General features: G+C 58.9%; 26 protein-coding genes. 15 read left to right on the top strand and 11 right to left on the bottom strand.

Annotated features, from left to right (window positions below; all coding sequences use genetic code 11):
• The first annotated feature begins 318 nt into the window (after positions 1-318).
• Positions 319-1,710 carry a hypothetical protein gene (locus LG327_RS03015; protein WP_404365550.1) on the top strand — a complete coding sequence of 464 codons (1,392 nt, stop codon included), beginning with the start codon at positions 319-321 and terminating at the stop codon, positions 1,708-1,710.
• Positions 1,711-1,840: 130 nt separating this feature from the next.
• On the top strand, positions 1,841-2,599 hold the full coding sequence (locus LG327_RS03010) for a hypothetical protein (RefSeq protein ID WP_404365547.1): 759 nt from the start codon (positions 1,841-1,843) through the stop codon (positions 2,597-2,599).
• A 215-nt stretch (positions 2,600-2,814) separates the two neighbouring features.
• On the opposite strand, the gene LG327_RS03005 is transcribed toward LG327_RS03010, so the two are convergent.
• Positions 2,815-2,991 carry a hypothetical protein gene (locus tag LG327_RS03005; RefSeq protein ID WP_404365545.1) on the bottom strand — a complete coding sequence of 59 codons (177 nt, stop codon included), beginning with the start codon at positions 2,989-2,991 and terminating at the stop codon, positions 2,815-2,817.
• A 500-nt stretch (positions 2,992-3,491) separates the two neighbouring features.
• Between LG327_RS03005 and LG327_RS03000 the strand changes: the two genes are divergently transcribed.
• From LG327_RS03000 to msrB, 4 genes are all read left to right on the top strand, one after another.
• On the top strand, positions 3,492-3,785 hold the full coding sequence (locus LG327_RS03000) for a hypothetical protein (RefSeq protein ID WP_404365542.1): 294 nt from the start codon (positions 3,492-3,494) through the stop codon (positions 3,783-3,785).
• Between the two features lie 47 nt (positions 3,786-3,832).
• Positions 3,833-4,534, top strand: a complete 702-nt coding sequence (locus LG327_RS02995) for a response regulator transcription factor (RefSeq protein ID WP_404365539.1) — start codon at positions 3,833-3,835, stop codon at positions 4,532-4,534.
• A 3-nt stretch (positions 4,535-4,537) separates the two neighbouring features.
• Positions 4,538-6,049 carry an ATP-binding protein gene (locus LG327_RS02990; RefSeq protein WP_404365537.1) on the top strand — a complete coding sequence of 504 codons (1,512 nt, stop codon included), beginning with the start codon at positions 4,538-4,540 and terminating at the stop codon, positions 6,047-6,049.
• Between the two features lie 80 nt (positions 6,050-6,129).
• Positions 6,130-7,317, top strand: a complete 1,188-nt coding sequence (gene msrB / locus LG327_RS02985) for a peptide-methionine (R)-S-oxide reductase MsrB (RefSeq protein ID WP_404365535.1) — start codon at positions 6,130-6,132, stop codon at positions 7,315-7,317.
• Between the two features lie 9 nt (positions 7,318-7,326).
• Here the strand turns inward: msrB and LG327_RS02980 are convergent, their stop codons facing one another.
• The 6 genes from LG327_RS02980 to LG327_RS02955 form a co-directional block, all read right to left on the bottom strand.
• Positions 7,327-7,605 (bottom strand): hypothetical protein, encoded by a 279-nt coding sequence (locus tag LG327_RS02980; protein WP_404365533.1) that lies wholly within the window; start codon positions 7,603-7,605, stop codon positions 7,327-7,329.
• Between the two features lie 490 nt (positions 7,606-8,095).
• The gene (locus LG327_RS02975) at positions 8,096-8,713 is read right to left on the bottom strand and encodes a TetR/AcrR family transcriptional regulator (RefSeq protein ID WP_404365531.1); all 618 of its coding nucleotides are present in this window, start codon (positions 8,711-8,713) and stop codon (positions 8,096-8,098) included.
• Positions 8,706-9,548, bottom strand: a complete 843-nt coding sequence (locus tag LG327_RS02970) for an alpha/beta fold hydrolase (RefSeq protein ID WP_404365529.1) — start codon at positions 9,546-9,548, stop codon at positions 8,706-8,708. The genes LG327_RS02975 and LG327_RS02970 overlap by 8 nt, the downstream gene beginning before the upstream one ends.
• Positions 9,538-11,319 (bottom strand): amidohydrolase family protein, encoded by a 1,782-nt coding sequence (locus tag LG327_RS02965; protein WP_404365527.1) that lies wholly within the window; start codon positions 11,317-11,319, stop codon positions 9,538-9,540. The genes LG327_RS02970 and LG327_RS02965 overlap by 11 nt, the downstream gene beginning before the upstream one ends.
• Before the next feature lie 129 nt (positions 11,320-11,448).
• Positions 11,449-12,330 carry an ion transporter gene (locus LG327_RS02960; RefSeq protein WP_404365526.1) on the bottom strand — a complete coding sequence of 294 codons (882 nt, stop codon included), beginning with the start codon at positions 12,328-12,330 and terminating at the stop codon, positions 11,449-11,451.
• Positions 12,331-12,500: 170 nt separating this feature from the next.
• Positions 12,501-13,079, bottom strand: a complete 579-nt coding sequence (locus tag LG327_RS02955; protein WP_404365524.1) for a DUF3365 domain-containing protein — start codon at positions 13,077-13,079, stop codon at positions 12,501-12,503.
• 137 nt (positions 13,080-13,216) lie between these two features.
• Between LG327_RS02955 and LG327_RS02950 the strand changes: the two genes are divergently transcribed.
• The gene (locus LG327_RS02950) at positions 13,217-13,543 is read left to right on the top strand and encodes a monooxygenase (RefSeq protein ID WP_404365522.1); all 327 of its coding nucleotides are present in this window, start codon (positions 13,217-13,219) and stop codon (positions 13,541-13,543) included.
• Between the two features lie 14 nt (positions 13,544-13,557).
• On the opposite strand, the gene LG327_RS02945 is transcribed toward LG327_RS02950, so the two are convergent.
• The 4 genes from LG327_RS02945 to LG327_RS02930 all read right to left on the bottom strand — a co-directional run bounded on the left by LG327_RS02945 (position 13,558) and on the right by LG327_RS02930 (position 16,437).
• Positions 13,558-13,767, bottom strand: a complete 210-nt coding sequence (locus LG327_RS02945) for a hypothetical protein (protein WP_404365520.1) — start codon at positions 13,765-13,767, stop codon at positions 13,558-13,560.
• 86 nt (positions 13,768-13,853) lie between these two features.
• Positions 13,854-14,663 carry an OmpA family protein gene (locus tag LG327_RS02940; protein WP_404365518.1) on the bottom strand — a complete coding sequence of 270 codons (810 nt, stop codon included), beginning with the start codon at positions 14,661-14,663 and terminating at the stop codon, positions 13,854-13,856.
• 27 nt (positions 14,664-14,690) lie between these two features.
• Positions 14,691-15,065 (bottom strand): DUF4398 domain-containing protein, encoded by a 375-nt coding sequence (locus LG327_RS02935; protein ID WP_404365517.1) that lies wholly within the window; start codon positions 15,063-15,065, stop codon positions 14,691-14,693.
• Positions 15,066-15,348: 283 nt separating this feature from the next.
• Positions 15,349-16,437: a substrate-binding domain-containing protein gene (locus LG327_RS02930; protein WP_404365515.1), complete on the bottom strand. Its 1,089-nt coding sequence runs from the start codon at positions 16,435-16,437 to the stop codon at positions 15,349-15,351.
• A gap of 140 nt (positions 16,438-16,577) precedes the next feature.
• Between LG327_RS02930 and LG327_RS02925 the strand changes: the two genes are divergently transcribed.
• The 8 genes from LG327_RS02925 (at position 16,578) to LG327_RS02890 (ending at position 26,476) form a co-directional block, all read left to right on the top strand.
• Positions 16,578-17,075, top strand: coding sequence for a formate dehydrogenase subunit gamma (locus LG327_RS02925; protein ID WP_404365514.1), 498 nt, complete (start codon positions 16,578-16,580; stop codon positions 17,073-17,075).
• Positions 17,068-18,654: a formate dehydrogenase beta subunit gene (locus LG327_RS02920; RefSeq protein ID WP_404365512.1), complete on the top strand. Its 1,587-nt coding sequence runs from the start codon at positions 17,068-17,070 to the stop codon at positions 18,652-18,654. The genes LG327_RS02925 and LG327_RS02920 overlap by 8 nt, the downstream gene beginning before the upstream one ends.
• A 1-nt stretch (position 18,655) precedes the next feature.
• Entirely contained in the window at positions 18,656-21,535 is a 2,880-nt protein-coding gene (gene fdhF, locus LG327_RS02915) for a formate dehydrogenase subunit alpha (protein ID WP_404365510.1), read from the top strand.
• A 13-nt stretch (positions 21,536-21,548) separates the two neighbouring features.
• Entirely contained in the window at positions 21,549-22,442 is an 894-nt protein-coding gene (gene fdhD, locus LG327_RS02910; protein WP_404365509.1) for a formate dehydrogenase accessory sulfurtransferase FdhD, read from the top strand.
• 54 nt (positions 22,443-22,496) lie between these two features.
• Positions 22,497-22,730, top strand: coding sequence for a formate dehydrogenase subunit delta (locus LG327_RS02905; RefSeq protein WP_404365507.1), 234 nt, complete (start codon positions 22,497-22,499; stop codon positions 22,728-22,730).
• Positions 22,731-22,853: 123 nt separating this feature from the next.
• Positions 22,854-24,185 carry a sodium-dependent transporter gene (locus tag LG327_RS02900; protein WP_404365506.1) on the top strand — a complete coding sequence of 444 codons (1,332 nt, stop codon included), beginning with the start codon at positions 22,854-22,856 and terminating at the stop codon, positions 24,183-24,185.
• A 176-nt stretch (positions 24,186-24,361) separates the two neighbouring features.
• On the top strand, positions 24,362-25,285 hold the full coding sequence (locus LG327_RS02895) for an ABC transporter substrate-binding protein (RefSeq protein ID WP_404365504.1): 924 nt from the start codon (positions 24,362-24,364) through the stop codon (positions 25,283-25,285).
• A 36-nt stretch (positions 25,286-25,321) separates the two neighbouring features.
• Positions 25,322-26,476 carry an ABC transporter permease gene (locus tag LG327_RS02890; protein WP_404369183.1) on the top strand — a complete coding sequence of 385 codons (1,155 nt, stop codon included), beginning with the start codon at positions 25,322-25,324 and terminating at the stop codon, positions 26,474-26,476.
• Positions 26,477-26,480: the final 4 nt, after the last annotated feature.

The raw sequence follows: 26,480 nt of genomic DNA, 5'->3' as shown, positions 1-26,480 counted from the left end.
CCCGGTGCTGTAGCCATTTTTCAGGATCCCTCCGTTCCATATAAAAATCCATCAGTCGCTACTCCATTCTCGCAAGCGCGCTCGCGGTTCAGTGTGTTGTGCTGAGCTACCGGGCATTCACATTTCTTCCCTGCTTGCGAAGCTGCCAATCTCACACATTGGATACCCGTTGCGGGCCCTCGCTTTCGCACCCTGCTGGGCTATGCTTGGCTTATCTGCGGGCGGTTGTGGGTGGCTTGCGGGAGTATCATTCCAGACGGTGCAGAGTAGTGGTGGTAACAGGAAGTTCTGCCCGAAAAAATCAAAAAGGAATTTGCCATGAAAGATCGCTCTAAAGGCGCCCGTTTCGCCCTTGTTATCGCACTGGTTGTGTCACTGTCGGCCTGTATTTCTCATCAGCGACACCGTACCGAATCCGGTTTGTGTGTTTCCGCCAACCCTCTTGAAGAATGTTCGCAGCATACGCTTCAGGTATTTCAGTCTCCCGAGGCGAGTGGCGAAGAGTACCACCTGGGCTTTGTCGAATTCGACGACCAGGGTCAGCTCTGGGACCGTGGGCAATTGCGGGAGGTGATCGGCCAGGTCAATACCCTTGCGGCGGATCAGGATCTGCTGATGGTGGTGTTTGCCCATGGCTGGAAACACAGTGCGCAGGCCGGGGACAGTAATATAACCAGTTTTCGGAAGTCACTGCGTCGACTGAGTGCAGTGGAGTCAGCGATAAGCGCCAGGACCGGTACGCCGTCAAGGGCGGTGGTGGGCATTTACCTCGGCTGGCGCGGCGGCTCAGTGAGTCTGCCTGGATTGAAAGAGCTGACATTCTGGGAGCGCAAGAATACCGCCCATAAAGTAGGGCGCGGCGGTGCCACGGAATTACTCAGCCGCCTGGAGCTGGTGCAGAAAACCAAGCGTGCCCAGGCGCTTGCCGATGGCAAACCCAACCGCACCCGTTTTGTGGTGGTGGGGCACAGCTTTGGAGGAGCTCTGGTCTTTTCCGCGATGAGCGAAATTCTGGAGAACGGATTTGTGCAAACCCATGGTCCGGACGCCGTGGTCAGCGATACGGTGGGGTTCGCGGATCTGGTGGTGCTGATCAACCCGGCTTTCGAGGCTGCACACTATTCGACGCTCAGTGACATGGCCAACGAGCGGCGCCGCTACTTTCAGAGCCAATTGCCGGTGCTCGCGGTACTCACCTCCGAGGACGACGATGCCACCGGCAAGGCTTTCCCCATGGGGCGCTGGTTTGCCACGCTGTTTGAAACCGAGCGGGACGCCCAGCGATTCAATCCCGTTCTTGGGGAGAACGAAACAATAGATCAGGGCTCTGCGAATATGACCGCACTGGGCCACTTCGGTCCCTATCTCACCCATTACCTCCGGGCGACGGACACCTTCGCGGACCGCGAACAGGCCACGTTCGATCCGTCCGCGGAAGTTCAGACCTTCGTTGAAGCCAGCAGGGGCTGGGAGAAGGACGACAGGGGGAGTCGCATCCCATTTGAAGGGGCGGTGCTTGAACGCACGGAATCCTCGGCGGGGCGCAATCCCTATCTGAATATCCGGGTGGATGGTGAATTGATCAGGGATCACAACGATATCTATGATCCAAGAATTGCGAGCTTTATTCGTCAGCTGATTCTGATTTCTTCCCAGAGCCTGGATACGGAGAGCCGGGTGGATTCCCGGGCCAGGATGGCCAGTCCCTGACCGTGGTTGCGCGCGGGGGCCGTGCTACCAATCCTCGGGAAACTATGAAAAGCTGAGTGGGAGTCGTGTCCACTGAAGTGGTGCAGGATCATGCCGCTTCACCCCACCTGGTCGGTGGAGGGATAATTCAATGAAAACGCTAGCAAGAATTGCCATCATTGCTGCTGGTGTCATCCTGGTCTTATCGACTGCGTGGATAGAACCAACTGCCACGGAGGTCAAATGGTCCAAAGCCATAGCGGATACCCTGAAGGTCATAGGTGCCTCCCTCGTTTTGGCGGTTGTTGTCTTCTGGCTTGAGCAATGGGTCCACAAGGAACTCAGGAAGGGCGCAAAGGTAAGCCTGATTACAGCGGACAAGAGATGTGATGCGCTCAAAAAAGCTGTGAGTGAACATCAGTCAAATGACCTCTTCACAACGAGATATTCCTCCCGATCGATTGGTAACGCAGACAAATCGAAAGCCTATATCGCTGCATTGGACTCCAGGATCTATTCGAAGACATCGGACGTTTACAGGATCGTCACGCTCGATAACGAACAGAAGCTCAGTCACGTCAAGGATCTGATCAACAAGCACTGGAAAAACGACAGATTTGCCATAAAGGCACTCGATCCGAATGCTGGCATCAGGCTTGTCGATCTTGTCTGTGTCGACAATCATTTTGTATGTCTGGGTATTGAGACGCGTACACCTGAAGAGAATTACTGGGTGCGGATCGATGACGATGATATAGCCATACACTTCCGCAAGTATTTCTTCGAAAGCCACTGGAATCGCGACGAAGCGCGAGAAATAAAGCCGTTAAGGGCACTGGACACCGAAGAAGGTAAAAACGCCGCCATCCAGAAGGTGGAGGAGATGTACCATGAAATACACGGGGCCTGAGGAGCCTCCGAAGAATGACGGCTTTGCGGGCAATCAAAAACCTGATCATAGGTCGGCAGAATTTGAGCCCAACTCTGATCAATAAGGTAGGCAGGACAGGCAAGACAACTCGTTCCTGTCCCGGTTGGTTTCACTCAGGGGCTGGTTTTGCTCTGGTCAACTGAACGCCAACCACGCTGTTATCGAAAAATCTTTAACCCGGCGTCGCCGGACCGTCAAATATCTTCCATGCATTCAGCGATATCGTCGATACCCTTCATGGGCATCGGCGGCCGGCCGCTGTCGAAGGTTACCCAGAACGAAGCTGCCGAGGCATCAATATATTTGGCTGGTTCGTTTTCTGGCCAGCGCTTCTGCTCTGTCTCAAGGCTTTTTTTGGACTCAAGAAACATCCCCGGGGCGAATTCGACCTTGCCTGTCTCCTTTTAATTGATTCCGCGTCCCAGGAGAATTTTTCTGAACGTGGACTGGTATATTGGCCATCCCACACCATCGGGATAGGGATGTTTTTTAGCCTATGGCATTACATTTTTAATACAAGACCAGCAATCCATTTGTGATTTACATCAATTCCACGCAGTTCTGCTGAGTGCAAAAACCGGGACAAGATTTTTTTTCACGCCATTACATCAAGTTGGTTTCGGTGCTGCCGTCTGAGTTGCGCCATCTCTGCGGTGCTGGTGGGGAGCTCTACGCGGCGCTGATCACCAAGGGCAACCCTCTTAAAACCCCGGGGTAATCCCCCAATAGCCAGCAGCAGCCGTTACAGATTTGTGAAGTTTGCGCTATAGAATCGTAATTGCTTTGTGACTGGCCTGTGATGGCGGCCACTCATGCTGTTTCCCGAGCCTGTCATACGGTTTGGCGGGTAACTGAACTCTGGGAGAACACCATGAACAGATATACCAATGCAGCCGGCATCGCGACCATGCTCGTTATGGCCATGGGAGTTGTCGTGGCTCACGCTGATGATATGAAATCGTCCGACACCATGATGCAGGACACCATGAAGGGTGATGACATGAAGGATCATATGAAGGACGAGGGCATGAAGAGCGACATGAAGGACTCTTCGAAATCCGGCACCATGGCGGGTGATACCATGTCCGACGAGGACTCCATGATGTCCGAGGACATGAAAACCATGGACGACAAAGGCATGCACAGCGATACCATGGACGAGTAGGAGGCACTGACTGTGCCCGACCTGACCACCCCGGGAGCCCGGAGTTAATGGCACGACACGTATTGATCATTGAGGACAACGCGGGCATTGGTCAGCTCGTGCGCATGCACGTGGAGGACCTGGGCATGCAGGCTACTCTGAAGGATCGGGGCGATACCGGCCTGGCGCGTTTCCAGCAGGGTGGTATCGACCTGGTGATTCTGGACCTGATGCTGCCAGGGCTGGACGGCCTTGCGGTGTGCCGTGAGATTCGTGCCGGTGAGGATTACGTGCCGGTGCTGATGCTGACGGCCAAGGGCACCGAGCTTGACCGGGTACTGGGGCTGGAAATGGGCGCGGATGACTATCTCACCAAGCCTTTCAGCGTGGCCGAACTGGGTGCCCGCATCAAGGCCCTGTTCCGGCGGATTGATGCCATGGCGGCCAGGTCGGAGAAGGATGCCGATAGCGAGGAAATTCAGATTGAGGGGCTGCGCATCGACCCGGCCAGGCGCCGGGTAGAGGTCCGTGGCGAGGAGGTGGAACTCACTGCCCGTGAATTTGAGCTGCTGTGGCATTTCGCCAGCCATCCCGGGCGCGTGTTCAGCCGCGCCCAGTTGCTGGATGCGGTCTGGGGCTACAACCACGAAGGTTACGAGCATACCGTCAACACCCACATCAACCGCCTGCGCAACAAGATTGAGCGGACACCCGCCACCCCCGACTTTATCCAGACAGTCTGGGGCGTGGGTTACCGGTTCATGGACTGACTCATGCCCAAAGCCCTGCCAAGTACCCTCTACGCCCGTCTGGCTCTGGGGCTGTTCCTGCTCCTGGTTGCCGTGGGCATCATCTATTCCTTCGTCAGCATCTATACCCTGAAGCAGTACAACGCCTCGTTGAATCAGGAGCTGAACCGGGACCTGGCCAAACATCTGGTGGCAGACCGCAATCTGGTGGATGAGGGGCGCCTGGACGAAGAGGCCCTGAAGGAGCTGTTCGAGCTGTACATGACCATCAATCCCAGTATCGAGATTTACCTGCTGGATACAGACGGCACCATCCTCTCCTATTCCGCCGACCCGGCAAAGATCAAGCGCAAGCGGGTTTCCCTGGAGCCCATCCGCACACTTCTGGAGGATATGAGCGAGTACCCGGTGCTGGGAGATGACCCCCGCAGCCACGACCGGCGGAAGGTGTTTTCGGTGACGCCGGTACCCTCAGCGGAGAACCCGGAAGGCTACCTCTATGTGGTGCTGCGGGGCGAAGAATATGACCTGGCGGAAGCCATGGCCCGCAGCGACCACTTCATAGAGATGAGTGCCTGGGCTGTGGGCATCAGCCTGACGGTGGGCATGCTGGCGGGGCTGGCGGTATTCCATCGGCTCACCCGGCGCCTGACTCATCTGACACAGCAGGTGGAGGCATTTGCGAGCAGTGGCATGTCCCGGCCTCCCCGGTCGTCCCTTCAGCGCAGGCCAAAGGGGGGAGGTGACGAGATTGATTATCTGGCGGGGCGGTTTGACCAGATGGCGGAGCGGATTGCCAACCAGATCGAGCAGTTGCAGGACAAGGATGCCCAGCGCCGGCGCCTGGTCGCCCAGGTCTCCCACGACCTGCGGACGCCGCTGGCTTCCATGCAGGGGTACATCGAGGCACTTCGCATGAAGCGCGAGAGCCTCAGCGCTACCGAGCAGGACGCCTTCCTCGACATTGCCCTGCAGGAAGGCCGACGCCTCGGCCGGCTGGTGGACGAACTGTTCGAGCTGGCGGCGCTGGAAGCCCGGGAAAAAGTCCCGCAGGCTGAGCCATTTGTACTGGCGGAGCTGGTCCACGATGTTGCCCAGAAGCATGGGCCGGAGGCTGCCAGCAAACAGGTGACCCTTGAGGTGAGCGGCAATGCACCAAACCCCATGGCCTTTGCTGACCTGGCCATGACCGAACGGGTGCTGGATAACCTGATCAGTAACGCCATCGCCTACAGTCCGGCGAACAGCCAGGTCGAACTGGTGATTGCGGGCAACGGCCAGTCGCTGGAAGTCAGTGTCCGCGATGCCGGGCCTGGTATCCCGGAGCCGGAGCTGGAACATATCTTCGAGCCTTTCTGCCAGGGCTCTCACACCCAGACCCAGAACCAGGCGCTCAGCCACATGGGGTTGGGGCTGGCCATCGCACAGCGGATGATGACGCTGCAGCAGGGGTCTATCAGTGTCGTCAACCGTCAGCCCCAGGGTGCAGAGTTCGTCATTTGCCTGCCTGCGGACAACCCACAGCCCGCTTTATAGATTCGTGAAGATTTGCGGACACTCCTGTGATTTCACCCATATAGAGTAAAACCTGAGATTGTTATCAGGAGAAAAAGCTTATGAAACGCATCATGGTTTATGGTTCGCTGGTTTTTATGGTCGCTCTGGCGGCTGTTGCAGTGAACGCGACCAGTTCAGTGAATACCGACTCCGCATACGCCCCGGATGATCCCGACCTGGCAGTGGCTACCTTTGCCGGCGGCTGTTTCTGGTGTGTGGAAGCCGGCTTTGAAAAGATTCCCGGCGTGGTGGAGGCCGTCTCCGGCTATAGCGGGGGCGATGAGCCCAACCCGAGCTACAAGGAGGTATCTGCCGGGCGCACCGGTCATACGGAGGCCGTTCAGGTTTATTATGATCCGCAAAAGATCACCTACGAAGGGCTGTTGGCGGGGTTCTGGCGCTTCATGGACCCCACTGATGCCAATGGTCAGTTTGTTGACCGGGGCAGGCAGTACCGTCCAGCCATCTTCTACCATAACGCTGAGCAGCGGCGCCTGGCCGAGGCCTCCAGGCAGGCCCTGACAGAGTCCGGCCGCTATGACGAGGCGGTGGTGATTGAAATCCAGCGGCTCAAGTCATTCCATGACGCGGAGGATTACCACCAGGACTACTACAAAAAGAATCCGATCCGCTACAAGCTCTATACCCTCAATTCCGGCCGCTACCAGTTTATCGATGAGGTTTGGGGCGAGGACCAGAAGATCGATTTTTCCCGGTTCAGGCCCGAGGCCGACACCATGGGTATGAAGGACAGCGACGGGCAGGCTTTCGTCAAGCCGAGCGATGCCCAATTGCGTGAAATGCTGACCGGGAGGCAGTATTACGTCACCCAGGAGGATGGCACCGAACCGGCTTTCGAGAACGAGTACTGGGATGAGACGCGCCCGGGATTGTATGTGGATGTGGTATCCGGCGAGCCTCTGTTCTCGTCCCGCGACAAGTACAGGTCCGGTACCGGCTGGCCCAGCTTTACCCGGCCTATCAGCCCCGATGCCGTGGTTGAAAAAGCGGACCGCTCCTGGTTCGGGGTCCGGACGGAAATTCGCAGCACGATGGCCGACTCCCACCTTGGGCATGTCTTTGATGATGGTCCTGCTCCCACCGGTCTGCGTTATTGCATGAACTCGGCGGCATTGCGGTTTATCCCACTGGAGCAGATGGAGAAGGAGGGCTACGGCCGTTACGTCAGCGAGGTCACGCGCAGCCCGGCAGGGGAAGTAAACGACGTAAACAGCGAAGCGAAGTAAACAGGACCGTCAAATATCTTCCATGCATTCAGCGATGTCGTCGATACTCTTCATGGGCATCGGCGGCAGGCCGCTGTCGAAGGTTACCCAGAACGAAGCTGCCGAGGCATCAATATATTTGGCTGGTTCGCTTTCTGGCCAGCGCTCCTGTTCTGCCTCCAGGCATTTATTGGACTCAAGAAACATCCCGGGGGCGAATTCGACCTTGCCTTTCTCCAATGCCTGATCCATCAGTCGATGCACCTCAGCAGGGTGGCGGCGCCGTTCAACTCCATTGCGTCTTTCCATTGCCTATCTCCTTTTATTGTTTCCCGCGTCCCCAGGAGAATTTTTCTGAACGCAAATTGATATATTGGCCATCCCGAACCATCGGGATAGTGATATTTTTCACCCCAATGCATTACACCTTTAATACAAGACTAGCAGCCCACTCGTGATTTGAATCAAATTCCCGACAGTTCTTCTGAGTGCAGCACCAATCGGTTCTGAATTAATTGAAAATTCAAGGGTGGGCTGGTTGGTATTACAGATAGGGTAATGACAGACATACAAGCCAATGACAGACAAATGACAGACAGGACAGGCACAGAGCCAGGGGGGATCCAGACAAATGACAGACAGGACAGGCACAGAGCCAGGGGGGATCCTGAGCTCCGAGGGCATTCCAGCCCAGGCCTGATCAGTATTTGAGAGATGTCCGTTTTGCGGTCGAGTGTTATGCGGTTACGCCAGAAGTGAAAGGCACTGCAGAAACTTCAGAAAAGAGGCCACCGCCGGTTCACCTTTCTGCGTACTGCCTGATCATCGCCAGCGAACATTCCAGCCGCTCCCGGTCCGCGGCTTCGTTGTTCTCGATAAAACCGTTGATGGTTTCGCCATGGAACTGGTTGACGATGCAGTTGACAAAGGCGGGGAAGTCGGGGTGTTTTTGAGCGAGAGCCGGGAACATGCTGATGGCCCGTTCCAGTGTGCGCTCACGATTGTGCCGCCAGATGGGCACCATGGCGGTACGCAGGGTGGTGTCGGTGCGGGCGGCCAGAATCAGCTCGAACCAGGCTTCGTTGTCCCGCGCGCGGCAGTTCTCCCGTAACAGGCCCAGGGCCAGCCGGAAGGGGTCGTCTTCCTGGTTGAGTGCCTGGAAGCGGCGGTCATAGTGGTCGATCAGCGCATTGCTCACGTCATCCGCCACCTCGATCAGCAGGTCCAGGCGAGTTTTGAAGTGGCGGAAAAGGCCGCCCTGGGACACGCCCGCCCGATGGCATATCTGCTGAATGCTGGTGTTGGCATAACCCACTTCGATCAGGGATTCCCGGGCCGCATCCAGCAGTTTGCGGATGGTCGCTTCCCGACGTTCCTGCTGGGTCCGCCGGAGTGGGGTTGTGGCATTGTCAGGCATTTTCGCTCGCTTGCTCTGCGGTTCTCTGTGCTGTCGTTTCGGGTATGTCGGTTTCCAGCACGGCTGCAATTATGGCCTCAGGCGCTTCTGCCGGCACCCAGTGGCCGCACTCTGGTACCACGTGCATGCGTCGGGGGTGAAGGAGGCGGCCCTGGTAAGTGGGAACGTAGGGGTCGTCCGCTCCCCACACCAGGTCGATAGGCACCTTGCGGGCCAGCAGCTCCACGCGGGACTGCCAGGGCTGGAAACGCCGTGGCGGCATTGAGCGGTAGAGTCTGAGTACGCTGTTGCGGGTCTCAGGCCGGGTGGCTCGCCCGGCGTACATGGCGTGTATCTGGCTTTTGTCCAGGCGCTGGCTACCCCGCTGGATTTCCCAGCGAAACAGCGGTTCGTTCATCATGGCCATGGACAGTTCACCCAGTACGGGGGTCTGCCAGACCCGGGCCCAGGGGTGCCACTGGTAGAGATGGGAAAACGGGAAGGAACCGCCCACGATGCGGCTGACGCGCTCGGGGTACAGGCAGGCGAAGGCCATGCCGAAGATGCCGCCCCAGTCGTGCAGGATCAGGGTGACCGGCTGTTCAATACCCAGGGCGTCGAGCAGATCCTTCACAAAGGTGGCGTAGCCCTCGAGGCTGTAATCGAAACCGGACGGCACCTGGGAGCGGTAAAAGCCCGGCAGATCCGGGGCATAACAGGTGTAGTGGTCCCTGATGCCGTCTATGACCGGCTGCCAGAGCTCCGCCGAATCCGGCACCCCGTGGAGCAGCAGCGCAGGTGATCCCTTGCCATCCCGGGCTACGTAAATGCGCCCGTTCTGTACGTTAACCTGCATGTTTGATCCCCTTGTCCGTAGCATTGTCCGTAGCGGGGAGGAAGGTGCCGAAGCGGGTGCTTTTGCCCAGATCTTCCGCAAAGGTCTCGTTACGGAAAGCCAGGCCGCCGTTGATGAAAACGGCGGTCACCAGTCCCTCGTTGCGGTTAACGATGCGGGGGATGCCGCCGAATGCCTCGATTGGTGCTTCGTGGTAGTCGTCCAGGGGCTGATCCAGCCTGGTCGGATCAATCACGGTGATATCGGCACGATCGCCTTCGCGGATATAGCCAGCTTCGATGCCGAACCAGTCCGCCAGTTCGCCGGTCAGTCGCCACACGGCTTTTTCCATGGACATGATCGGCTCGCCCCGCTCCCGCGCCTGATGGACCAGTTTTAGCAGGCGTAAGGGGAAGTTGTAATAGGCCATGTTGCGAATGTGCGCGCCGGAGTCGGCAAAGCTGATGATCACGGACGGGTCCTGAACCAGCTTCTCCACGACTTTGGGATTGTGATTGGCAATGACCGTGTGCCAGCGCAGGTCGGTGCCGTATTCCACGATCAGATCAAGGAACAGGTCGACAGGATGCAGGCCCCGGGCATCGGCCACCTCGCCAAAGCTCTTGCCCGCCAGTGAGTCATCCGGGCATGACACAATCAGGGCGTCATGAAAATCCCGCTGCCATACCCGTGGGCCCCAGTTGTTCTCATAGTCCTTGCGGAACCAGCGCCGGTAACTTTCCTCGTGCAGCAGTTCATTGCGCTCCACTTCATCCCGCAGATGCAGGGCGGCCTGGCCTGCGCCAAATTCTTCAAAGATCACCAGATCAATACCGTCGGCATAGACCTCGAACTTGTTGGGCAGGGTCTGCCAGCGAAAGTCGGCCTTCAGCAGCCGGTTGAACCAGCCGGTCAGGGGGGCGACAACCTTGACCAGCAGGGGGTTGGCCTTCAGGTCCATGAGTGAGAGCAGGGTGGTCTTCAGGGGCTTGCGCCAAAGGCCTACGCTCTCCGAGAGGAACAGGAACATGTTCCATTTGGTGACGATGTTGGGGGCGCCCTGATGAATGCGGCCGCGCCGGCGGAGAATGCGGTTAAAACGGCGGAACTCCGACCAGGGCGCATAGGTGGAGGGCAGGGAAGCGCTGCGGTAGCGGTCGCCGTCGAGTTTGTCCCAGCTGGTGGTCATGGTGGACAGGCCCAGCAGCCCCTCATCCAGTGCCTCTTCGAGGATGCCTTCCATGGTTTGCATCTCGGCTTCCGTTGGCCGCTCGTCTCTGCTCACGGCCCGGCCGAGACCCATGACGGCGGTGCGCAATTCGGAATGGCCGAGAAAGCTGGTGACGTTGGGGCCGAGCGTGTGCTGCCTGAGAAAAGCAACGAACTCCCTGGGGCGGTGCCAGGTTTTTTTGGCCTGCAGCAGGGGCAGCACATGTTCCCGGGGCACGGATTCCACGCGGGTGAAGAGATCGGCGCAGTCTTCCGGATCGGCCAGAATCATGCTGATGGAGCAGCTGCCGAAGGTCACGGTGGTCACGCCATGGCGCACGGATTCGCTGAGGGCCGGCGCTGCCAGCATCTCGGCATCGTAATGGGTGTGGGTATCCAGAAAGCCCGGCATTACCCATTGGCCGGCGGCATCAATGGTTTCGCTGGCCTCAGCGTCGGCAAAAGGGGTGTCCGCCATGCTCGCGACCCGGCCGTCTTTCAGTGCCAGGTGGCGGACGCGTGCGGGCTGGGGGCTGCCGTCGAAAACGAGGCCGTTATTAATGATGGTATCGAACCTGGGCATGATGTTCTCCGCGACCGATTTTGTTGTTTTAGGGGCAGGGCATGTCCAAAGCTAGCATAGAATGCGAGTGGTCGCTTTTTTTTGCGGCAGGAACGAAAACAGAGTACACAGGCCGGGAAATTTCCGCATTCACCCAGAGCTACCCGGCTCGGGCTCCTCTTCATGACGCGGGTCGGGCCTCTCTTCATCAAGCCACGTGCCACAGTATTTACAGTACCTGGCGTCGACTTCATGCCGGTGCTTGCCGCAGCCCGGGCAGGCTTCATGGGAGTAGCGTTCCGCACGCAGGGCGCGGATAACTTCTGCGGAAAAAACGCCAACGGGAAGCGCAATGATCGAGTAGCCCGTCAGCATGATCATCATGGAAAGGAACTGCCCCCAGGGTGTCACTGGCGTTATATCGCCATAGCCCACCGTGGTCAGTGTCACGATTCCCCAGTAGATTGATTTGGGAATGCTGGTAAAGCCCGCTTCGGCCGGCTCAATGAGATAGAGAAGCGAAGAGAAGATGGTCACGACCATCAGCACTGTGAACAGGAAAAGCAGGATCTGGTCCCGGCTGCGAATCAGGGCGTCCATCAACAGGCGGCCCTCCCCCACTAACGCCATCATTTCCATTACCCGGAACAGGCGCAGGGTACGGAGCAGGCGCACTACTACAAGGGTCTGCGCACCGGGGAACATGAGTGCCAGCCAGGTCGGCATGACGGCCAGAACGTCGATAATTCCGTAAAAGCTTTTCAGGTAGAACTTCGGTTTCTCCAGGCAATAGATGCGCAGGGCCAGCTCAGTCGTGAACAGCAGCGTTATGCCCCATTCCATGACATAAAAGATGTCACCGAAGCGGGCACGATACTCCGGGACACTGTCCAGGAGGATGATCCCGACGCTGAGAAATATCAGTAAAGCCAGACAGATATCAAAACCTTTGGCCAGGCGGGTGTCTGACTCGAAAATGATCTGAAACAGACGCGTTTTGATTCCCAGGCCGCCGGGTTTTATCGTCGCCATCTAAGCTGCCTCTTTAACTAAAACTGAAAATCCGGCGACCCCGTAAAACCGGGGCCGCCTCTTCTGAGAACCGCATTGGTCCTGGGGATTGCCCATCACCTCGTTCGGGAACCTGGGTCTGTCCCGGTTTTGCGGGTTTTGCGAGAGCGGCATACGATCAGTCCATTCGATTATGGAACCGGGTTTTCCCTGGTCACCACGAATGCGCCGCGCAAATCCCCTTCGGAGAATCCGGTAGCCCTGTCTTCGGGGTATAGCTCCGCCAGTTTGGCCTTCACTTCCGGATTGATTGATTTGCCATGGCAGCCAAGGCAGAGCTTCTGTGTCGGGATCGCGCTCATATATCGAAACGGGGGCTGGCCTGAAGCTTCGGAAACCTGCCAGGTCTCTACGGGTTTTCCATTTCGGACTGGCTTCTCCGCCATCGCATGAAGTTGCAATTCCTGCCAGTCAGTGGGGGCATTATCCGGGTTCCGGACTTTCAGGCTGGTCCGGCTGATGGTCCATCCCCCGGTGCTGTTGTCGGCGGCAATTTCCGGCGCTATCGTGTTACAGACCTCGATGGCGTTGGTGAGGCCACCTTCCTTTATGGCGGCCTGGAGCGCCTTCTTCAGGGAACCACTGAAGTCTTTTACCATTGAGCGCGCCTCGGTGACCAACTCGTCCGTTTGTTCTGGCGGCACCTGAGCCATGGCGGGCATGGAAAGAAACGAAAGCAGCACGGCAGTTGTGTACGTCGTCCTGGCCATTGGGTATCTCCCTGGTGATTTTTGTGGTCTGGTATAACTATATAACATGATCGTGATCACGAAATTAAGCCAGAGCCGGGGCCTGCGACAATTTGTGCCAGTGCCGTTTCCTGGCCAATTCGAAACAGGAGACTGTCATGAAAACCCTGTTACAGGTCGATTTCCCGTTCGCCGGGCCATTTGGCGACGAAATGGCCAGTGCGATGAAGGATCTCGCCGAGTCCATAGCACAGGAGCCTGGCTTTATCTGGAAGCTGTGGACAGAAAACCCTGAAACAGAGGAGGCAGGTGGTATTTATCTTTTCGAAGACGAAGCCAGTGCCCGTGCTTATCTGGCAAAACATACCGAGCGGCTGAAGGGGTTCGGGATTCCGGAGGTCAATGGCAAGGTGTTCCGGGTGAACGAGGCTTTGTCGGCTATTGATAATGGGAATCGGTGCCTGGAGGGGAAGGGGTCCTGCTAGTGGGAGTCAGCTCCTCACTGCTTCTGTTCCTCCTCCGCAGCTCGCCTGTTGTCTCTGGCGGTAAAACCCCAGCCGACGGCTGTAAGAAGAATCAGCCCGGTAATGATTGGTGAAACCTCTCCAAGAGTGAATACGGCCCCAATGACTGCCGCCAGTGCAGCAACGGCGGAGAGCTTCCATGAATAGCCACTCGTGCCGGACTGTTTCCGGGGTACTTCTGCCATAAAAAAATCCTCGTGAGCCAGTACTCCCAACTCAGCCCCGGCTTTCGCCAGGACTGAGTTGTCAGCTTGCATGTTCAGGAGCGGATTTAACGGGATTCGATATTGCCTTCCTCGTCGGAGATGACGATCTCCACCCGGCGGTTCTGCTGCCGGCCACCGGAGGTGTCATTACTCGCCACAGGGAATTTTTCCCCAAATCCTTTTGTTTCAATACGATCCTGGCTGATGCCCATGTTGACCAGAGCATCGCGGACAGCTTCGGCCCGTCGTTCAGACAGTTGCTGGTTGTAGGACGCTGAACCGGTGCTGTCGGTATAACCTTCGACGCGTACCCGGCGTTCCGGGTATTCCCTCAGGAACTCCGCCAGCCGCTCGACGGTTGTTTCGCCGGAAGCTTTCAGTTCTGCCCGGTTGAGATCAAATAATACATCACCGAGCGTCAGCACCATTCCACGATCCGTTTTCTCGGCCTGCAACTCTTCCAGTCGCTGCCGCAGCTCTTCTGCTTCCCGCCTGGCTTCTTCTGCTTCGCCGGAGCGCATCTGCAACTTCAGCTCCCGGCGCCGCTCCTCGGCAGAATCGATCTGCTTCTGCAGTTCCGCACGCTCTCCCTGCTCCCTCGCGATCTGTGCGTGTCGCTGCGCAAGGTAGGCAGCATGCTCGATTTCGGAAATGTCCTCACCTTCTTCCAGCAGCGTTTCAGCGCGAGAAAGCTGGTCTCTGGCATTCCTTAGCTGACGATCGCCACTGCGGGCAACGTTCGGGTCGTTTCTGATTTCTTCATAAAGAGCCCTTGCCTCGCTGACCTCCTCGTTGTCCTGAGGTGTGCTGGCACATCCGGCCATAAGCACAGAAAAGCTCACAGCCACGCCTACAGTCATGTTGCGTTTGTTCATAACAATCTCCCTGTTTCCGCTGAGACCTTACTGGGATTCTTCGACTCGTTGGCGAAGAGCCTCAATATTCCGATTGATCTCCTCAACCGCCCTTCGTGCCTTCGCGGTATCCGAGCGGGCCGCGGCCAGCTGTGCGTCGACGGCCGCCTGCTCAAGAAGGCGGGCTGCTTTCTGGTATTCTTCTGTTTCGATCAATTCTTCAGCATCGGCCACCTTGTTCTGCGCCTGGTTCAGCAGTACTGGCTCAAACTCTCTGGCATCCGATGCTACTGCCTGTTGAATGGCAGACTCGGCGGTTTGCAGTTTTCCGGATGGCCGTTCGCCAGGGCTCGCACAGCCACCCACGGCGACGGCGATGCCAATAATGCCAGCAGCGCCTAGTATCGAAGTATGCTTGTTCATGCACTATCTCCTTCCATTGAAGAGCAGGCACTGTATGCCCGCCCGAACTCGAGTAGGCGCTCCGTGCGTGGAGCACCCTCGCTCCAGAAACTTCGTTGTTCAGTCAAAGCATTCCCTGCGGATAAGGTCAGGATTACCAACTGGCTCAGTACCCGGCATGACGGCGTGGAATGAAACAACAGTATTGTCGTTTACCTCTTAAACAACAATGAGGAGAGCATGTTTATATTCAATGCCCCTGACCTGCGCAATCTTCGCCGATTGAGGGGATTTGTAACCCGACTCACCCCCACTCGGACCGATGGCTCGCCATAAACTCCGCCAGGGTGCCGATCTCGCCGCAGTGATCCGGCGCATAGCCAGGTTGTTTGACGATCTCGTCAACGAAGTCGGGCGAGCGCATCAGGGCCAGTAACTCGCTGATGATGTGCTGATGCAGCCGGTCTTCATGGCAGATCAGCAGATAGTGTTCAGTGGCAAGGTTCATGAAGCCCAGGCCGAACTGGCGCGCAGCGGCTTCAACGCCAAAGCCGACATCGGCCATGCCCGCCGCCACATAGGCCGCCACAGCGGTATGGGTGAATTCTTCCTGTTCGGCGTTCTGGATATTCTGGGGGTCAATGCCCGCTTCCCGCAGCAGCAGACTGAACAGGAAATGTGTGCCTGAATTCCGGTCCCGGTTGATAAAACGGAGGCCGGGCTGCGCCAGGTCCTTCAGGCCGGTGATGCCTTTTGGATTGTCCCGGGGAAACATCAGCCCCTGCTCACGGGTGACGAAACGGATGACCCGCAGGTCTTTTGCCTGCAATGAATCCTGATAGTAATCCAGCGTCTGCTCGGCCAGACGAGGGGAGGTGGGCACATGGAAGCTCGCCAGGTCGCATTCGCCTGATTTCAGTGCCGACAGCGCCTCCCGCACGTTGCAATACTGCAAACGCAGTTCCAGGCGTTCAGGAAACTTTGGCAGCAATGCCACGGCATAGCCATGGCTGGCATGAAGGCGCAGTACCGGATGATCGCCCTCCAGCAACTGCTGGAGCTGGTTGTTCAGCTCTGACGCCATGCTGTCTATCTGCGGTCCAAGACGTGCCTTGATGCGTTGCTCGGACCACAGCAGCGTCTCGCCCAGTGGTGTCAGCTCGGTACCCTTGCCTTTGCGCATCTGCACCAGAGGCTGGCCGAAGAAGTCGGCACCCTTGTGTACAAGGTTCCACGCATGGCGATAGGAAATGCCGGAATCCTTCGCAGCGGTGGTCAGACGACGGGTGTCCCGAATGCTTTTCAGCAGCCGGAACAGGCCGGGTTCGAACAGTTCGCCGGTGTCGGTCTGGAACAACCAGGCAGGTGTAATGCTGAATTTATTCTTATGCATGAAAATTCATATTTGATGTGATCGAAAAACGAGCTAATTTAGTGAAAACACCCTATCAGAGCACGGGGAAAATAAGAACAGTTATGCATAACCTATCAAAAAACACCGGTGTCAGGAATGCTGTCGCCCCCGATGCAGGGATGACCGCGCGAATTCGGGATCTTGTGGGGGCGCTCAGACACAAGCCCGGCGCCATGCTGCCCATTCTGCACAGTCTGCGGGATGAATTCGGTTACGTTCCGGAAGATGCCGTGCCGGTGATTGCCGAGGCTTTACAGGTCACCCGGGCCGAAGTGCACGGGGTGATCAGCTTTTATCACGACTTCAACACCCAGCCGACCGGTCGCAATCGCCTGCAGATCTGCCGGGCTGAAGCCTGCCAGGCACGGGGCAGTCGCGAACTGGAAGCTTATGCCAGAAAACGTCTGGGCATTGATTATCACCAGACGACAGCGGACGGTGAAGTGACGCTGGAACCTGTTTACTGCCTCGGCAACTGCGCCACGGGCCCATCGGTTCGCCTGGGCGACAGGATACATGGCAGGGTCAATGCGGGCCGGCTCGATGCCCTGCTGGACCGCGCCGCCACAGTACCCCTCAATTTCAAGGCTCTCGCCGGGGGCAACGCCCATGATTAAGGTATTCGTCCCCCGCGACACCACCGCGCTGTCCCTGGGCGCTGACGAGATTGCCGCGACCCTGGCCCGTGAAATTGACGCCCGCCATCTGGACGTCGAGCTTGTGCGCAACGGCTCCCGCGGTCTGTTCTGGCTGGAACCGCTGGTGGAAGTGGAAACCCCCCGGGGCCGTGTGGCCTATGGGCCGGTAGCGCCTGAAGACCTGGAGGATCTGCTGGAAAATGGCCTGCTGGAAGGCGCGGACCACCGGCTGTGTCAGGGTCTGACCGAAGAAATACCCTGGCTGAAAAACCAGCAGCGACTCACTTTTGCCCGCGCCGGGGTGATCGACCCGGTGGCCATCGATGATTACCACGCCCACGATGGATTCAGCGGCCTGTACGCCGCGCTGAAAATGACGCCGCAGCAGATCGTCGACCAGATCAAGGCATCGGGCCTGCGGGGCCGGGGTGGTGCCGCATTTCCCGCTGGCATCAAGTGGCAGACGGTGCTCGACGCCAGTCCGGCGAACCCGGCCAGCCGTTACCACAACCAGAAATTCATCGTCTGCAATGCGGACGAGGGCGACTCCGGCACCTTCGCCGACCGCATGGTGATGGAAGCCGATCCCTATATGCTCATCGAGGGCATGATCATCGCCGGTCTCGCCGTGGGTGCCGAGCAGGGTTACATCTACCTGCGGTCAGAATACCCGGTGGCGCACCGGATCTTCAACGAAGCCATTTCACATGCCGAAGCAGAAGGAATTCTCGGGGATGACATCCTGAATTCCGGCAGGAACTTCCATCTGGAAGTGCGCCTTGGCGCCGGCGCCTACATCTGTGGTGAAGAGACCTCGCTGCTGGACAGCCTCGAGGGCAAGCGCGGGGTGGTGCGCGTCAAACCGCCGCTGCCTGCGATCAAGGGCGCCTTCGGGCAGCCCACTGTGGTCAACAACGTACTGACCCTCGCCGCCGTGCCCTTCATTTTAAGCCAGGGTGGCGACGCCTATGCCCAGTACGGCATGGGTCGCTCCCGGGGCACACTGGCGTTCCAGCTCGCTGGCAACATTGAGCGCGGTGGCCTGGTGGAACTCGCCTTCGGCATCACACTGAAAGACCTGCTTGAGCAATACGGCGGCGGCACCGCTTCCGGGCGCGCGATGCATGCGATTCAGGTGGGCGGCCCACTGGGGGCTTACCTGCCGGAGCATCTGTGGGACACCCCCCTCGATTATGAAGCCTTCGCCGAGGTGGGCGGCACCGTCGGTCACGGCGGCATCGTCGTGTTCGACGACACGGTCAACATGGCGGCCCAGGCCCGTTTTTCCATGGAATTCTGCGTGGTGGAGTCCTGCGGCAAGTGTACGCCCTGCCGCATTGGTTCGACTCGCGGCGTGGAGGTCATCGACCGCATTACCGCCGACGACAACCGCCAGGCCAATCTGGAACTTCTGCACGAGCTGTGCGAGACCCTGGAATACGGCTCGCTTTGCGCCATGGGCGGCATGACGCCGAACCCGGTTCGCAGCGCCGTGAAATACTTTCCGCAAGACTTCGCACGCCCGGCCAGAACGCCGGCGAGCACTGAGGACGCCTGACATGCTGCATTACTTCGATCCCAACAGCCGCACCGACAGGGACCTGGGTACACCCCCGGTCGATTCCGCCACCCTGGTGAGCGTCAGCATTGATGGCGTAGACATTGCAGTGCCTGAAGGCACCTCGGTACTGCGCGCCGCGTCTCTGGCCGGTATCAACATTCCCAAGCTCTGCGCGTCGGATAATCTGGAAGCCTTCGGCTCCTGCCGGCTGTGTGCGGTCGAGATCGAGGGCCGGCGTGGCTACCCGGCCTCCTGTACCACGCCGGTCGCCGATGGCATGAGCGTGAACACCCAGACCAGATCTGTGGCCAGGCTGCGCCGCAATATCATGGAGCTGTACATTTCCGACCACCCCCTGGACTGCCTGACCTGCCCGGCCAACGGCGACTGCGAACTGCAGGACATGGCCGGTGCTGTCGGCCTGCGTGAAGTGCGCTATGGCTACGAGGGCGACAACCACCTGGACGCCGAAAAAGACACCTCCAACCCCTATTTCACCTTCGACCCCAGCAAGTGCATTGTGTGCTCCCGCTGTGTGCGGGCCTGCGAGGAAGTGCAAGGCACCTTCGCCCTGACAATCCAGGGCCGGGGCTTTGAATCCACCGTGGCCGCCAGTCAGGACAACGACTTCATCGATTCCGAATGCGTGTCCTGCGGCGCCTGCGTGCAGGCCTGCCCGACCTCGACCCTCATGGAAAACAGCGTCATCGAGATGGGCCAGCCGGAGCACAGCGTGGTGACCACCTGTGCCTATTGCGGTGTGGGCTGCCAGTTCAAAGCCGAGATGAAAGGCTCAGAAGTGGTGCGCATGGTTCCCTACAAGGACGGCCAGGCCAACCACGGCCACTCCTGCGTCAAGGGCCGTTTCGCGTTCGGCTATGCCACCCACAAGGACCGCCTGACCGCGCCGATGATCCGCGATCACATCGATGAACCCTGGCGCGAAGTGAGCTGGGAGGAGGCCATCGGATTCGCGGCGAACCGCATCCGGGCCATTCAGGCAAAGTACGGCCGCGACAGTGTCGGCGGCATTACCTCGTCGCGCTGCACCAACGAAGAAGCCTATCTGGTACAGAAGCTGGTACGTGCTGCCTTCGGCAACAACAACACCGATACCTGCGCACGGGTATGCCATTCACCGACCGGCTACGGCCTGAAGCAGACCCTTGGCGAATCCGCCGGCACCCAGACATTCGATTCGGTCATGAAGGCCGATGTGATTCTGGTGATCGGCGCCAACCCGACCGACGCCCACCCGGTGTTCGCTTCCCAGCTGCGCCGTCGCCTTCGCCAGGGCGCCAAACTGATCGTCGCCGACCCGCGCTCGATTGATCTGCTGAAAACCCCTCATGGCGGAGAGGGCATTCACCTGCCATTGAAGCCCGGCACCAACGTTGCACTGGTTAACGCCCTGGCCCACGTGGTGGTTACCGAAGGCCTGGAAGACCGGGAGTTTATCGCCGAGCGCTGCGAGCCCGAGGACTACTCCCAGTGGCAGGCCTTCATCCGCGATGAAAGCAACTCGCCGGAGGCCATGGAAAGCATCACTGGTGTGCCGGCCGAGCGCGTGCGCGCCGCCGCCCGCCTTTATGGCAGTGCCCGCAATGGCGCCATTTACTATGGCCTGGGCGTAACAGAGCACAGTCAGGGCTCGACCATGGTGATGGGTATCGCCAATCTGGCACTGGCAACCGGCAACATCGGTCGCGAAGGAGTGGGCGTCAACCCGCTGCGCGGTCAGAACAATGTCCAGGGCAGCTGCGACATGGGCTCCTTCCCCCACGAACTGCCAGGCTACCAGCATGTATCCGAGGATGGCCCGCGCCGGATGTTCGAAGCGGTGTGGGGCGTCGATATCGACCCCGAGCCAGGCCTGCGTATTCCCAACATGTTTGACGCAGCCATCGACGGCAGCTTCAAGGGCCTGTACGTGCAGGGCGAAGACATCGCCCAGTCCGACCCCAACACCCAGCACGTGGAAAAGGCCCTGAGTTCGCTGGAGTGCCTGATCGTACAGGACCTGTTCCTGAACGAGACGGCCAAGTACGCCCATGTGCTGCTGCCCGGCTCTTCCTTCCTGGAAAAAGATGGCACCTTTACCAACGCCGAACGTCGCATCAACCGCGTGCGCAAGGTAATGCCGGCACTGGCGGGCAAGGAAGACTGGCAGGTGACCATGGACCTTTCCAATGCCCTGGGTTATCCGATGAACTACAACCACCCGTCCGAGATCATGGACGAGGTGGCGAGCCTGGCACCGAGCTTCAGTGGCGTCAGTTTCGCCAGACTCGATGAGCTGGGCAGTATCCAGTGGCCATGCAACGAGCAATACCCGGCTGGCATGCCCATCATGCACGAAGAGACCTTCCCGATCGGCCGCGGCCGCTTCGTGGTGACCGACTTCGTTGCCACCGAAGAGCGGACCAACCGTCGTTTCCCGCTGCTGCTGACCACCGGGCGCATCCTGAGCCAGTACAACGTAGGCGCCCAGACCCGGCGTACCGAAAACCAGACCTGGCACAACCAGGACATCCTGGAGCTGCATCCCCACGACGCCGAAGAGCGGGGCATAAACGAGGGTGACTGGGTGGGGCTGACCAGCCGTGCAGGCAACACCGTGCTGCAGGCGAAGATCAGCACTCGCATGCAGCCGGGCGTGGTTTACACTACCTTCCACCACCCGGTCAGCGGTGCCAACGTCATAACAACCGATAACTCGGACTGGGCCACCAACTGCCCTGAATACAAGGTAACCGCCGTGCAATGCGAAAAGGTCGCCCAGCCTTCAGCCTGGCAGGAGCGCCACAAAGAACAGCACCAGAAGCAGTGGGGCTTCCTGAAATCACGGGACACGGACACCACGCAGGTGTTGAAGTAGAAGGAGGCAGACAATGGCAGTCAAAGCCTTGAGCCAGCACCACAGCACGGGCTATCGCATAAAAAACGTGCGAGTCCGCCGGGCCAGCCAGTGCCCTCTCCCGCTGGGAGGGGGGCGGGGAATGGGCTGGAAAGAGGGTGACCGCCATCCTGCCCAAACCTGGGCATCCATGCCCCAGGACGACTGTCTGGCAGAAGAACTACCCATAGCCCTGGCCTACAACGGCGTTTCCCATGCAGTCATGATGGCTACCCCGACGGATCTGGAAGACTTCGCCCTGGGCTTCAGTCTGGCCGAGGGCATCCTCGGCACACCGGCAGAACTTTACAGCGTCGAGGTAACCGGCCACGGCCCTAAAGGCATAGAGCTGAACCTGCACATTCACGGCGCCCGCATGAGCGCCCTGAAACAAAACCAGAGAACCCTGGCTGGCCCAAGCGGCTGTGGCCTGTGTGGCAAAACCTCGCTGGAGCACGCCCTGCGCCCACTGCCACGGGTAACCACAAGACCTCTGCCCAAAGCCGAAGGCATCCAGCACGCCCTTACCCAGCTGAAACACCACCAGCATCTCCAGGGCCTCACCGGTGCCAGTCATGCCGCCGCCTGGTGCACACCGGATGGCCGCATCCAGCACCTGCGCGAAGATGTTGGCCGCCACAACGCGCTGGATAAACTTATTGGTGCCCTGCACCACAGTGGTAGCCAAACCGACACCAGCACCGGCTTCCTGCTGATGTCCAGCCGGGCCAGCTACGAGCTGGTCGCCAAGGCCGCCCAAATCAACCTTGGCACCCTGGTCGCTGTCTCCGGCGCTACCGCACTCGCCGCCGAGCAGGCCGAACAGACCGGTCTGAACCTGATCGGCTTCGCACGGGATGGCCGGCAGGTGATTTACCACGCTTCCTGATTTTATCCCGTCTCTGATGGGTCGAACCTCCGACAACCACGAGCAGCCCCAGCCATGAGCGAAACCACAATCGAAAACAGCCACCGTGCCGAGCCACTGGTCAAAATGCTGAACCAGATTGCCGCCAATACGCCCCGTAAGGAAAGCCCCGATGCAACGGCGGAGACGATTGCCGCCCATGTGAAGAAATTCTGGGCCAGGTCCATGAAGCAGGATATCAAGGCGTATGTTGAGAGTGGGGGAGAAGGTTTGAGCGGGATGGCTCTGGTGGCTGTCAGGAAGTTGTGAAATCAGCGAAAATCCCTCTATAAAACAGGATTCCCTTCCCGTGGGGGCTACCATCTGTCCCTGATGCGCGTCAGACTTTGAGCTCTTTGCCGACGTGTAATCGAACAGTCGAGAGGGAGCCCGATGTTCCGCAAGCATTATTTCATTGAAGAATCCCGAAAAGAGTGGAGTTCCGAGCCCGCTTTTGTGGCCTCCATGGCGGCGGCTGCGGTGGGCCTTGGTAACCTGTGGCGCTTCCCTTACATCATGGGGGAAAACGGTGGCGGTGCCTTTGTGGTGGCTTACCTGGTGGCCCTGATTGTGGTGGTCATGCCCATCATGATTCTGGAGGTGGCGGCGGGCCGGCTGTCCAAGGGCAGCACAGTTGGCACTTATCGTCAGGTAGGTCGTTTTGGCGTTGTCTATGGCTGGTTTGTGGTGCTGGTGACAATGGCCATTACCAGTTATTACCTGGTCATCACAGGCTGGACTCTGGGCTATGCCGTGGATTCGGTACGGGGGGATGTGAGGGTATTCGACGACTTCAGTGCCGGATTCAACTCCCTGTGGTATTTCATACTGGTTACCCTGCTGGCGGCCCTTGTACTGGCGCGGGATGTGAAGGCCATAGAAACCATGTCCAAGGTGTTGATGCCGGTCTTGCTGGTGGTCATCATTTTTCTGGTATACCGGGCCTCGCAAACGCAGGGCTGGGGGGAGGCCAAAGACTTTTTCTTCCGCGTCGACTGGTCACGCCTGATGGATGGCAGCCTCTGGGGGTTCGCCTTTGGCCAGGCTTTTTATACCCTGGCGATTGGTCAGGGTTATCTGGTGACATACGGCAGCTTTATCCCCCGGAAAACTCACCTACCCAGGGCCTGCATCACGGTAGCAACGGTAGAGACCAGTGTCGCCCTGCTGGCGGGCTGGATGATCTTCCCGTTCGTTTTCAGTTATGGCATGGAGCCGGGGCAGGGCTCGGCCCTGGCCTTTGAGACCCTCCCCCTGGTGTTCACTGACATGCCAGGGGGCAGGTGGCTGGCCATCCTGTTCTTTGGTCTGTTCTTTGCCGCCGCCTTCAGCTCCTCGCTGGCGGGTCTGAAGGTGATGATCGCTGCAGTTGCTGAGGAGTTTCGCCTGCGTAACACTTCAGCCGTTATCCTGGTGTCGTTCGTGATGCTGATTCTTGGTACCGCCTCGGCCCTGAGCTTCACGCCTCTGGAATGGCGGATTGCCGGCGAACCGGTGCTGGATGCAATAGACCGTGTTGCGGGAGGTGATGTGATCATCTTCTCCGGTATCACCGGTGCGGCCCTGCTGTGCTGGTTCATACCACCCCAGCGCATACGCACCGTGCTGGGCACCGCCAGCCGCTGGTGGGAATGGCGGATGTACCTGGTGGGCCGTTATCTGCCGGTTCTCGTGCTGGCCTGGATTGTGGTTACCTATGGCGTCAGCCAATTGCGGGGTGGGTAGTGGGTGCCGGTAGCAGGCACCTGCCTTTGAAGCCCGGCGCTGTTCCTGGCAGCAGGCAAGACCAATTCGGCCTTGCCATCGTAATGGGGTCCAATAGACTGATAAGAGCTGTGGCAAGATCGACTTCTGATGTCGCTGCAGCGTAAAGATGACAATTCCGCCAACGATCAAAAGGAATGACCGTGCCTCCTACCTCCCACTTGCGCCGTACATTTGCACTTACCTTGATGCTGATCGCCGGACCGGCCATGGCCGCGGATCCGGTGGTGGTTTCGTCCAAGATCGATACCGAAGGCGCCGTACTGGGCCAGATGATACTTCAGTCCCTTGAGGAGGCTGGTATTCCGGTCGAGAACCGTCTCCAGCTTGGGACCACCAGTATTGTGCGCAATGCCATCAAGGCCGGCGAAATCGACATCTATCCGGAATACACCGGCAATGCTGCCTTCTTCCATGACGAGGCCGACCGGGATATCTGGAAAGACGCCGACAAAGCCTACGAGCAGGCAGCCAGCCTGGATAAACAGGCCCACAACATCGTCTGGCTGCAACCGGCCCCAGCGAACAATACCTGGGCCATGAGCGTTCGGGGTGATCTGGCCCGGGAACACGACCTTGAGACGCTCGAAAGCCTCGCTGACTATATCAATCAAGGCGGTGACTTCAGGTTTGCGGCCAGCGCGGAGTTCGTCGAATCTGCCAGTGCCTTGCCAGCTTTCCAGCAGGCCTACGGCTTCAGGCTGGATTCTGACCAGTTGCTGATTCTCTCCGGAGGCAACACGGCCGCCACGCTCCGGGCCGCTGCCCTGAACGATAACGACGTCAACGGCGCCATGAGCTATGGCACCGATGGCGGGCTTGCCGCACTTGACCTGAAGGTGATGGAAGACACCCTGGGCGTGCAGCCGGTCTACCAGCCTGCTCCCATCGTGCGGGCAGAGGTGCTGGAAACCTATCCCGATATCCGGGAGATTCTTGCCCCCATCTTCGAGACCCTGGATCTGGAAACCCTTCAGCGTCTGAACGGTGAGGTGGCGGTAAATGGCGTTCCGGCCAGGACCGTGGCCCGGGATTATCTGGATTCCCTGAGCCAGGACTGAAGCTTGTCCGCTGCAGGAAGTGCTTCAGGCCGGGACATGCCGAACCGGGTCATTCTGGCGCTTGGGGCTCTTGCCCTGGCGCTGGTCTGGGCGCTCGATTTTGGCAGCATACAGCCGAACCGTATCGTTCCCGGTATCGGCCATGGTCTGTTGTCTGCGGTGGGCTGGACAGGCGCGGGGCTGGTCACCGGGGTTCTGGTGGCCGCCATTGGACTTTCCATCGCACCCCTGCGCCGGCGTTACATGCTACTCCTCGGGCTGGTTGGCCTCTCGCTGGCGGTGATGCCCCTGTTGCTGGAAGTGTTTGCCGCCCGGCACCTGCCAGAGGGCTCTCCCTACGCACGCTCGTCGATCGGGGCAGGCTTCTGGTGCCTGTTATTCCTGCTTTCACTGATGCTGATCGAGATTCTTGGCCGCCTCAGAACCAGGCGATGGCTGCATTTCCTGTTGCTGGTGGTAATCGGTGGAAGCTGGGTGGCGCTGTTCCAGAGCGATGGCCTTGAGAGCCTGTCGCTGATGCGGGAATTCAACGCACGGCCGGACAGGTTTGAAAAGGCGCTCTGGACTCATCTGGCGCTGGCGTTCGGCGCTGTGGCTATCGCCGGCGGGATTGCCTTCGCTCTGGCCCTGAAAATGATCCGCAGCCCCGGCTGGCAGCAGCCCATCCTCGGCGCCGTCAGTTTTCTGCAGACCATTCCCAGTCTTGCAGTATTTGGTCTGCTGATCGCGCCGCTCAGTGCCCTGTCCTCGGCGTTCCCGGTTCTGCAGGATCTTGGCATTCGGGGCATCGGCTGGGCGCCAGCCCTGCTGGCGCTGATCGCCTACAGTCTGCTGCCCATGGTGCGCAACACCTTTGTCGCGATCACCGGCGTGCCCGCTTATGTTGTGGATGCCGGCCGGGGGATGGGCATGACGGAAAGGCAGCTGTTTTTCCAGGTCAAATTGCCGCTGGCCCTGCCGGTCATGGTCGAGGGTGTGCGCATCACAACCATTCAGGCAATTGGCCTTACTGCGGTCGCGGCGCTGATCGGCGCTGGTGGCTTTGGAGGCTTTATTTTTCAGGGGCTGGGCCAGGCGGCGATGGATCTGGTGCTGCTTGGCGCCCTGCCCACCATCGCTCTCGCTCTGCTGGCAGACATGTTGCTCACAATGCTGGCAGCCAGTCTCAAACCGACACCGGTTACAACCTGACAGG

Source organism: Marinobacter sp. (genome assembly GCF_044799475.1).
Lineage (GTDB): Bacteria > Pseudomonadota > Gammaproteobacteria > Pseudomonadales > Oleiphilaceae > Marinobacter.
This window is presented reverse-complemented; position numbering and strand designations above follow the sequence as displayed.

What these genes read in the sequence shown, in the direction of transcription:
- LG327_RS03015 (WP_404365550.1), top strand. Translation starts at nt 319, where the DNA reads ATGAAAGATCGCTCTAAAGGCGCCCGTTTCGCCCTTGTTATCGCACTG.
- LG327_RS03010 (WP_404365547.1), top strand. Translation starts at nt 1,841, where the DNA reads ATGAAAACGCTAGCAAGAATTGCCATCATTGCTGCTGGTGTCATCCTG.
- LG327_RS03005 (WP_404365545.1), bottom strand. Translation starts at nt 2,991, where the DNA reads ATGTTTCTTGAGTCCAAAAAAAGCCTTGAGACAGAGCAGAAGCGCTGG.
- LG327_RS03000 (WP_404365542.1), top strand. Translation starts at nt 3,492, where the DNA reads ATGAACAGATATACCAATGCAGCCGGCATCGCGACCATGCTCGTTATG.
- LG327_RS02995 (WP_404365539.1), top strand. Translation starts at nt 3,833, where the DNA reads ATGGCACGACACGTATTGATCATTGAGGACAACGCGGGCATTGGTCAG.
- LG327_RS02990 (WP_404365537.1), top strand. Translation starts at nt 4,538, where the DNA reads ATGCCCAAAGCCCTGCCAAGTACCCTCTACGCCCGTCTGGCTCTGGGG.
- msrB (WP_404365535.1), top strand. Translation starts at nt 6,130, where the DNA reads ATGAAACGCATCATGGTTTATGGTTCGCTGGTTTTTATGGTCGCTCTG.
- LG327_RS02980 (WP_404365533.1), bottom strand. Translation starts at nt 7,605, where the DNA reads ATGGAAAGACGCAATGGAGTTGAACGGCGCCGCCACCCTGCTGAGGTG.
- LG327_RS02975 (WP_404365531.1), bottom strand. Translation starts at nt 8,713, where the DNA reads ATGCCTGACAATGCCACAACCCCACTCCGGCGGACCCAGCAGGAACGT.
- LG327_RS02970 (WP_404365529.1), bottom strand. Translation starts at nt 9,548, where the DNA reads ATGCAGGTTAACGTACAGAACGGGCGCATTTACGTAGCCCGGGATGGC.
- LG327_RS02965 (WP_404365527.1), bottom strand. Translation starts at nt 11,319, where the DNA reads ATGCCCAGGTTCGATACCATCATTAATAACGGCCTCGTTTTCGACGGC.
- LG327_RS02960 (WP_404365526.1), bottom strand. Translation starts at nt 12,330, where the DNA reads ATGGCGACGATAAAACCCGGCGGCCTGGGAATCAAAACGCGTCTGTTT.
- LG327_RS02955 (WP_404365524.1), bottom strand. Translation starts at nt 13,079, where the DNA reads ATGGCCAGGACGACGTACACAACTGCCGTGCTGCTTTCGTTTCTTTCC.
- LG327_RS02950 (WP_404365522.1), top strand. Translation starts at nt 13,217, where the DNA reads ATGAAAACCCTGTTACAGGTCGATTTCCCGTTCGCCGGGCCATTTGGC.
- LG327_RS02945 (WP_404365520.1), bottom strand. Translation starts at nt 13,767, where the DNA reads ATGGCAGAAGTACCCCGGAAACAGTCCGGCACGAGTGGCTATTCATGG.
- LG327_RS02940 (WP_404365518.1), bottom strand. Translation starts at nt 14,663, where the DNA reads ATGAACAAACGCAACATGACTGTAGGCGTGGCTGTGAGCTTTTCTGTG.
- LG327_RS02935 (WP_404365517.1), bottom strand. Translation starts at nt 15,065, where the DNA reads ATGAACAAGCATACTTCGATACTAGGCGCTGCTGGCATTATTGGCATC.
- LG327_RS02930 (WP_404365515.1), bottom strand. Translation starts at nt 16,437, where the DNA reads ATGCATAAGAATAAATTCAGCATTACACCTGCCTGGTTGTTCCAGACC.
- LG327_RS02925 (WP_404365514.1), top strand. Translation starts at nt 16,578, where the DNA reads ATGACCGCGCGAATTCGGGATCTTGTGGGGGCGCTCAGACACAAGCCC.
- LG327_RS02920 (WP_404365512.1), top strand. Translation starts at nt 17,068, where the DNA reads ATGATTAAGGTATTCGTCCCCCGCGACACCACCGCGCTGTCCCTGGGC.
- fdhF (WP_404365510.1), top strand. Translation starts at nt 18,656, where the DNA reads ATGCTGCATTACTTCGATCCCAACAGCCGCACCGACAGGGACCTGGGT.
- fdhD (WP_404365509.1), top strand. Translation starts at nt 21,549, where the DNA reads ATGGCAGTCAAAGCCTTGAGCCAGCACCACAGCACGGGCTATCGCATA.
- LG327_RS02905 (WP_404365507.1), top strand. Translation starts at nt 22,497, where the DNA reads ATGAGCGAAACCACAATCGAAAACAGCCACCGTGCCGAGCCACTGGTC.
- LG327_RS02900 (WP_404365506.1), top strand. Translation starts at nt 22,854, where the DNA reads ATGTTCCGCAAGCATTATTTCATTGAAGAATCCCGAAAAGAGTGGAGT.
- LG327_RS02895 (WP_404365504.1), top strand. Translation starts at nt 24,362, where the DNA reads ATGACCGTGCCTCCTACCTCCCACTTGCGCCGTACATTTGCACTTACC.
- LG327_RS02890 (WP_404369183.1), top strand. Translation starts at nt 25,322, where the DNA reads ATGCCGAACCGGGTCATTCTGGCGCTTGGGGCTCTTGCCCTGGCGCTG.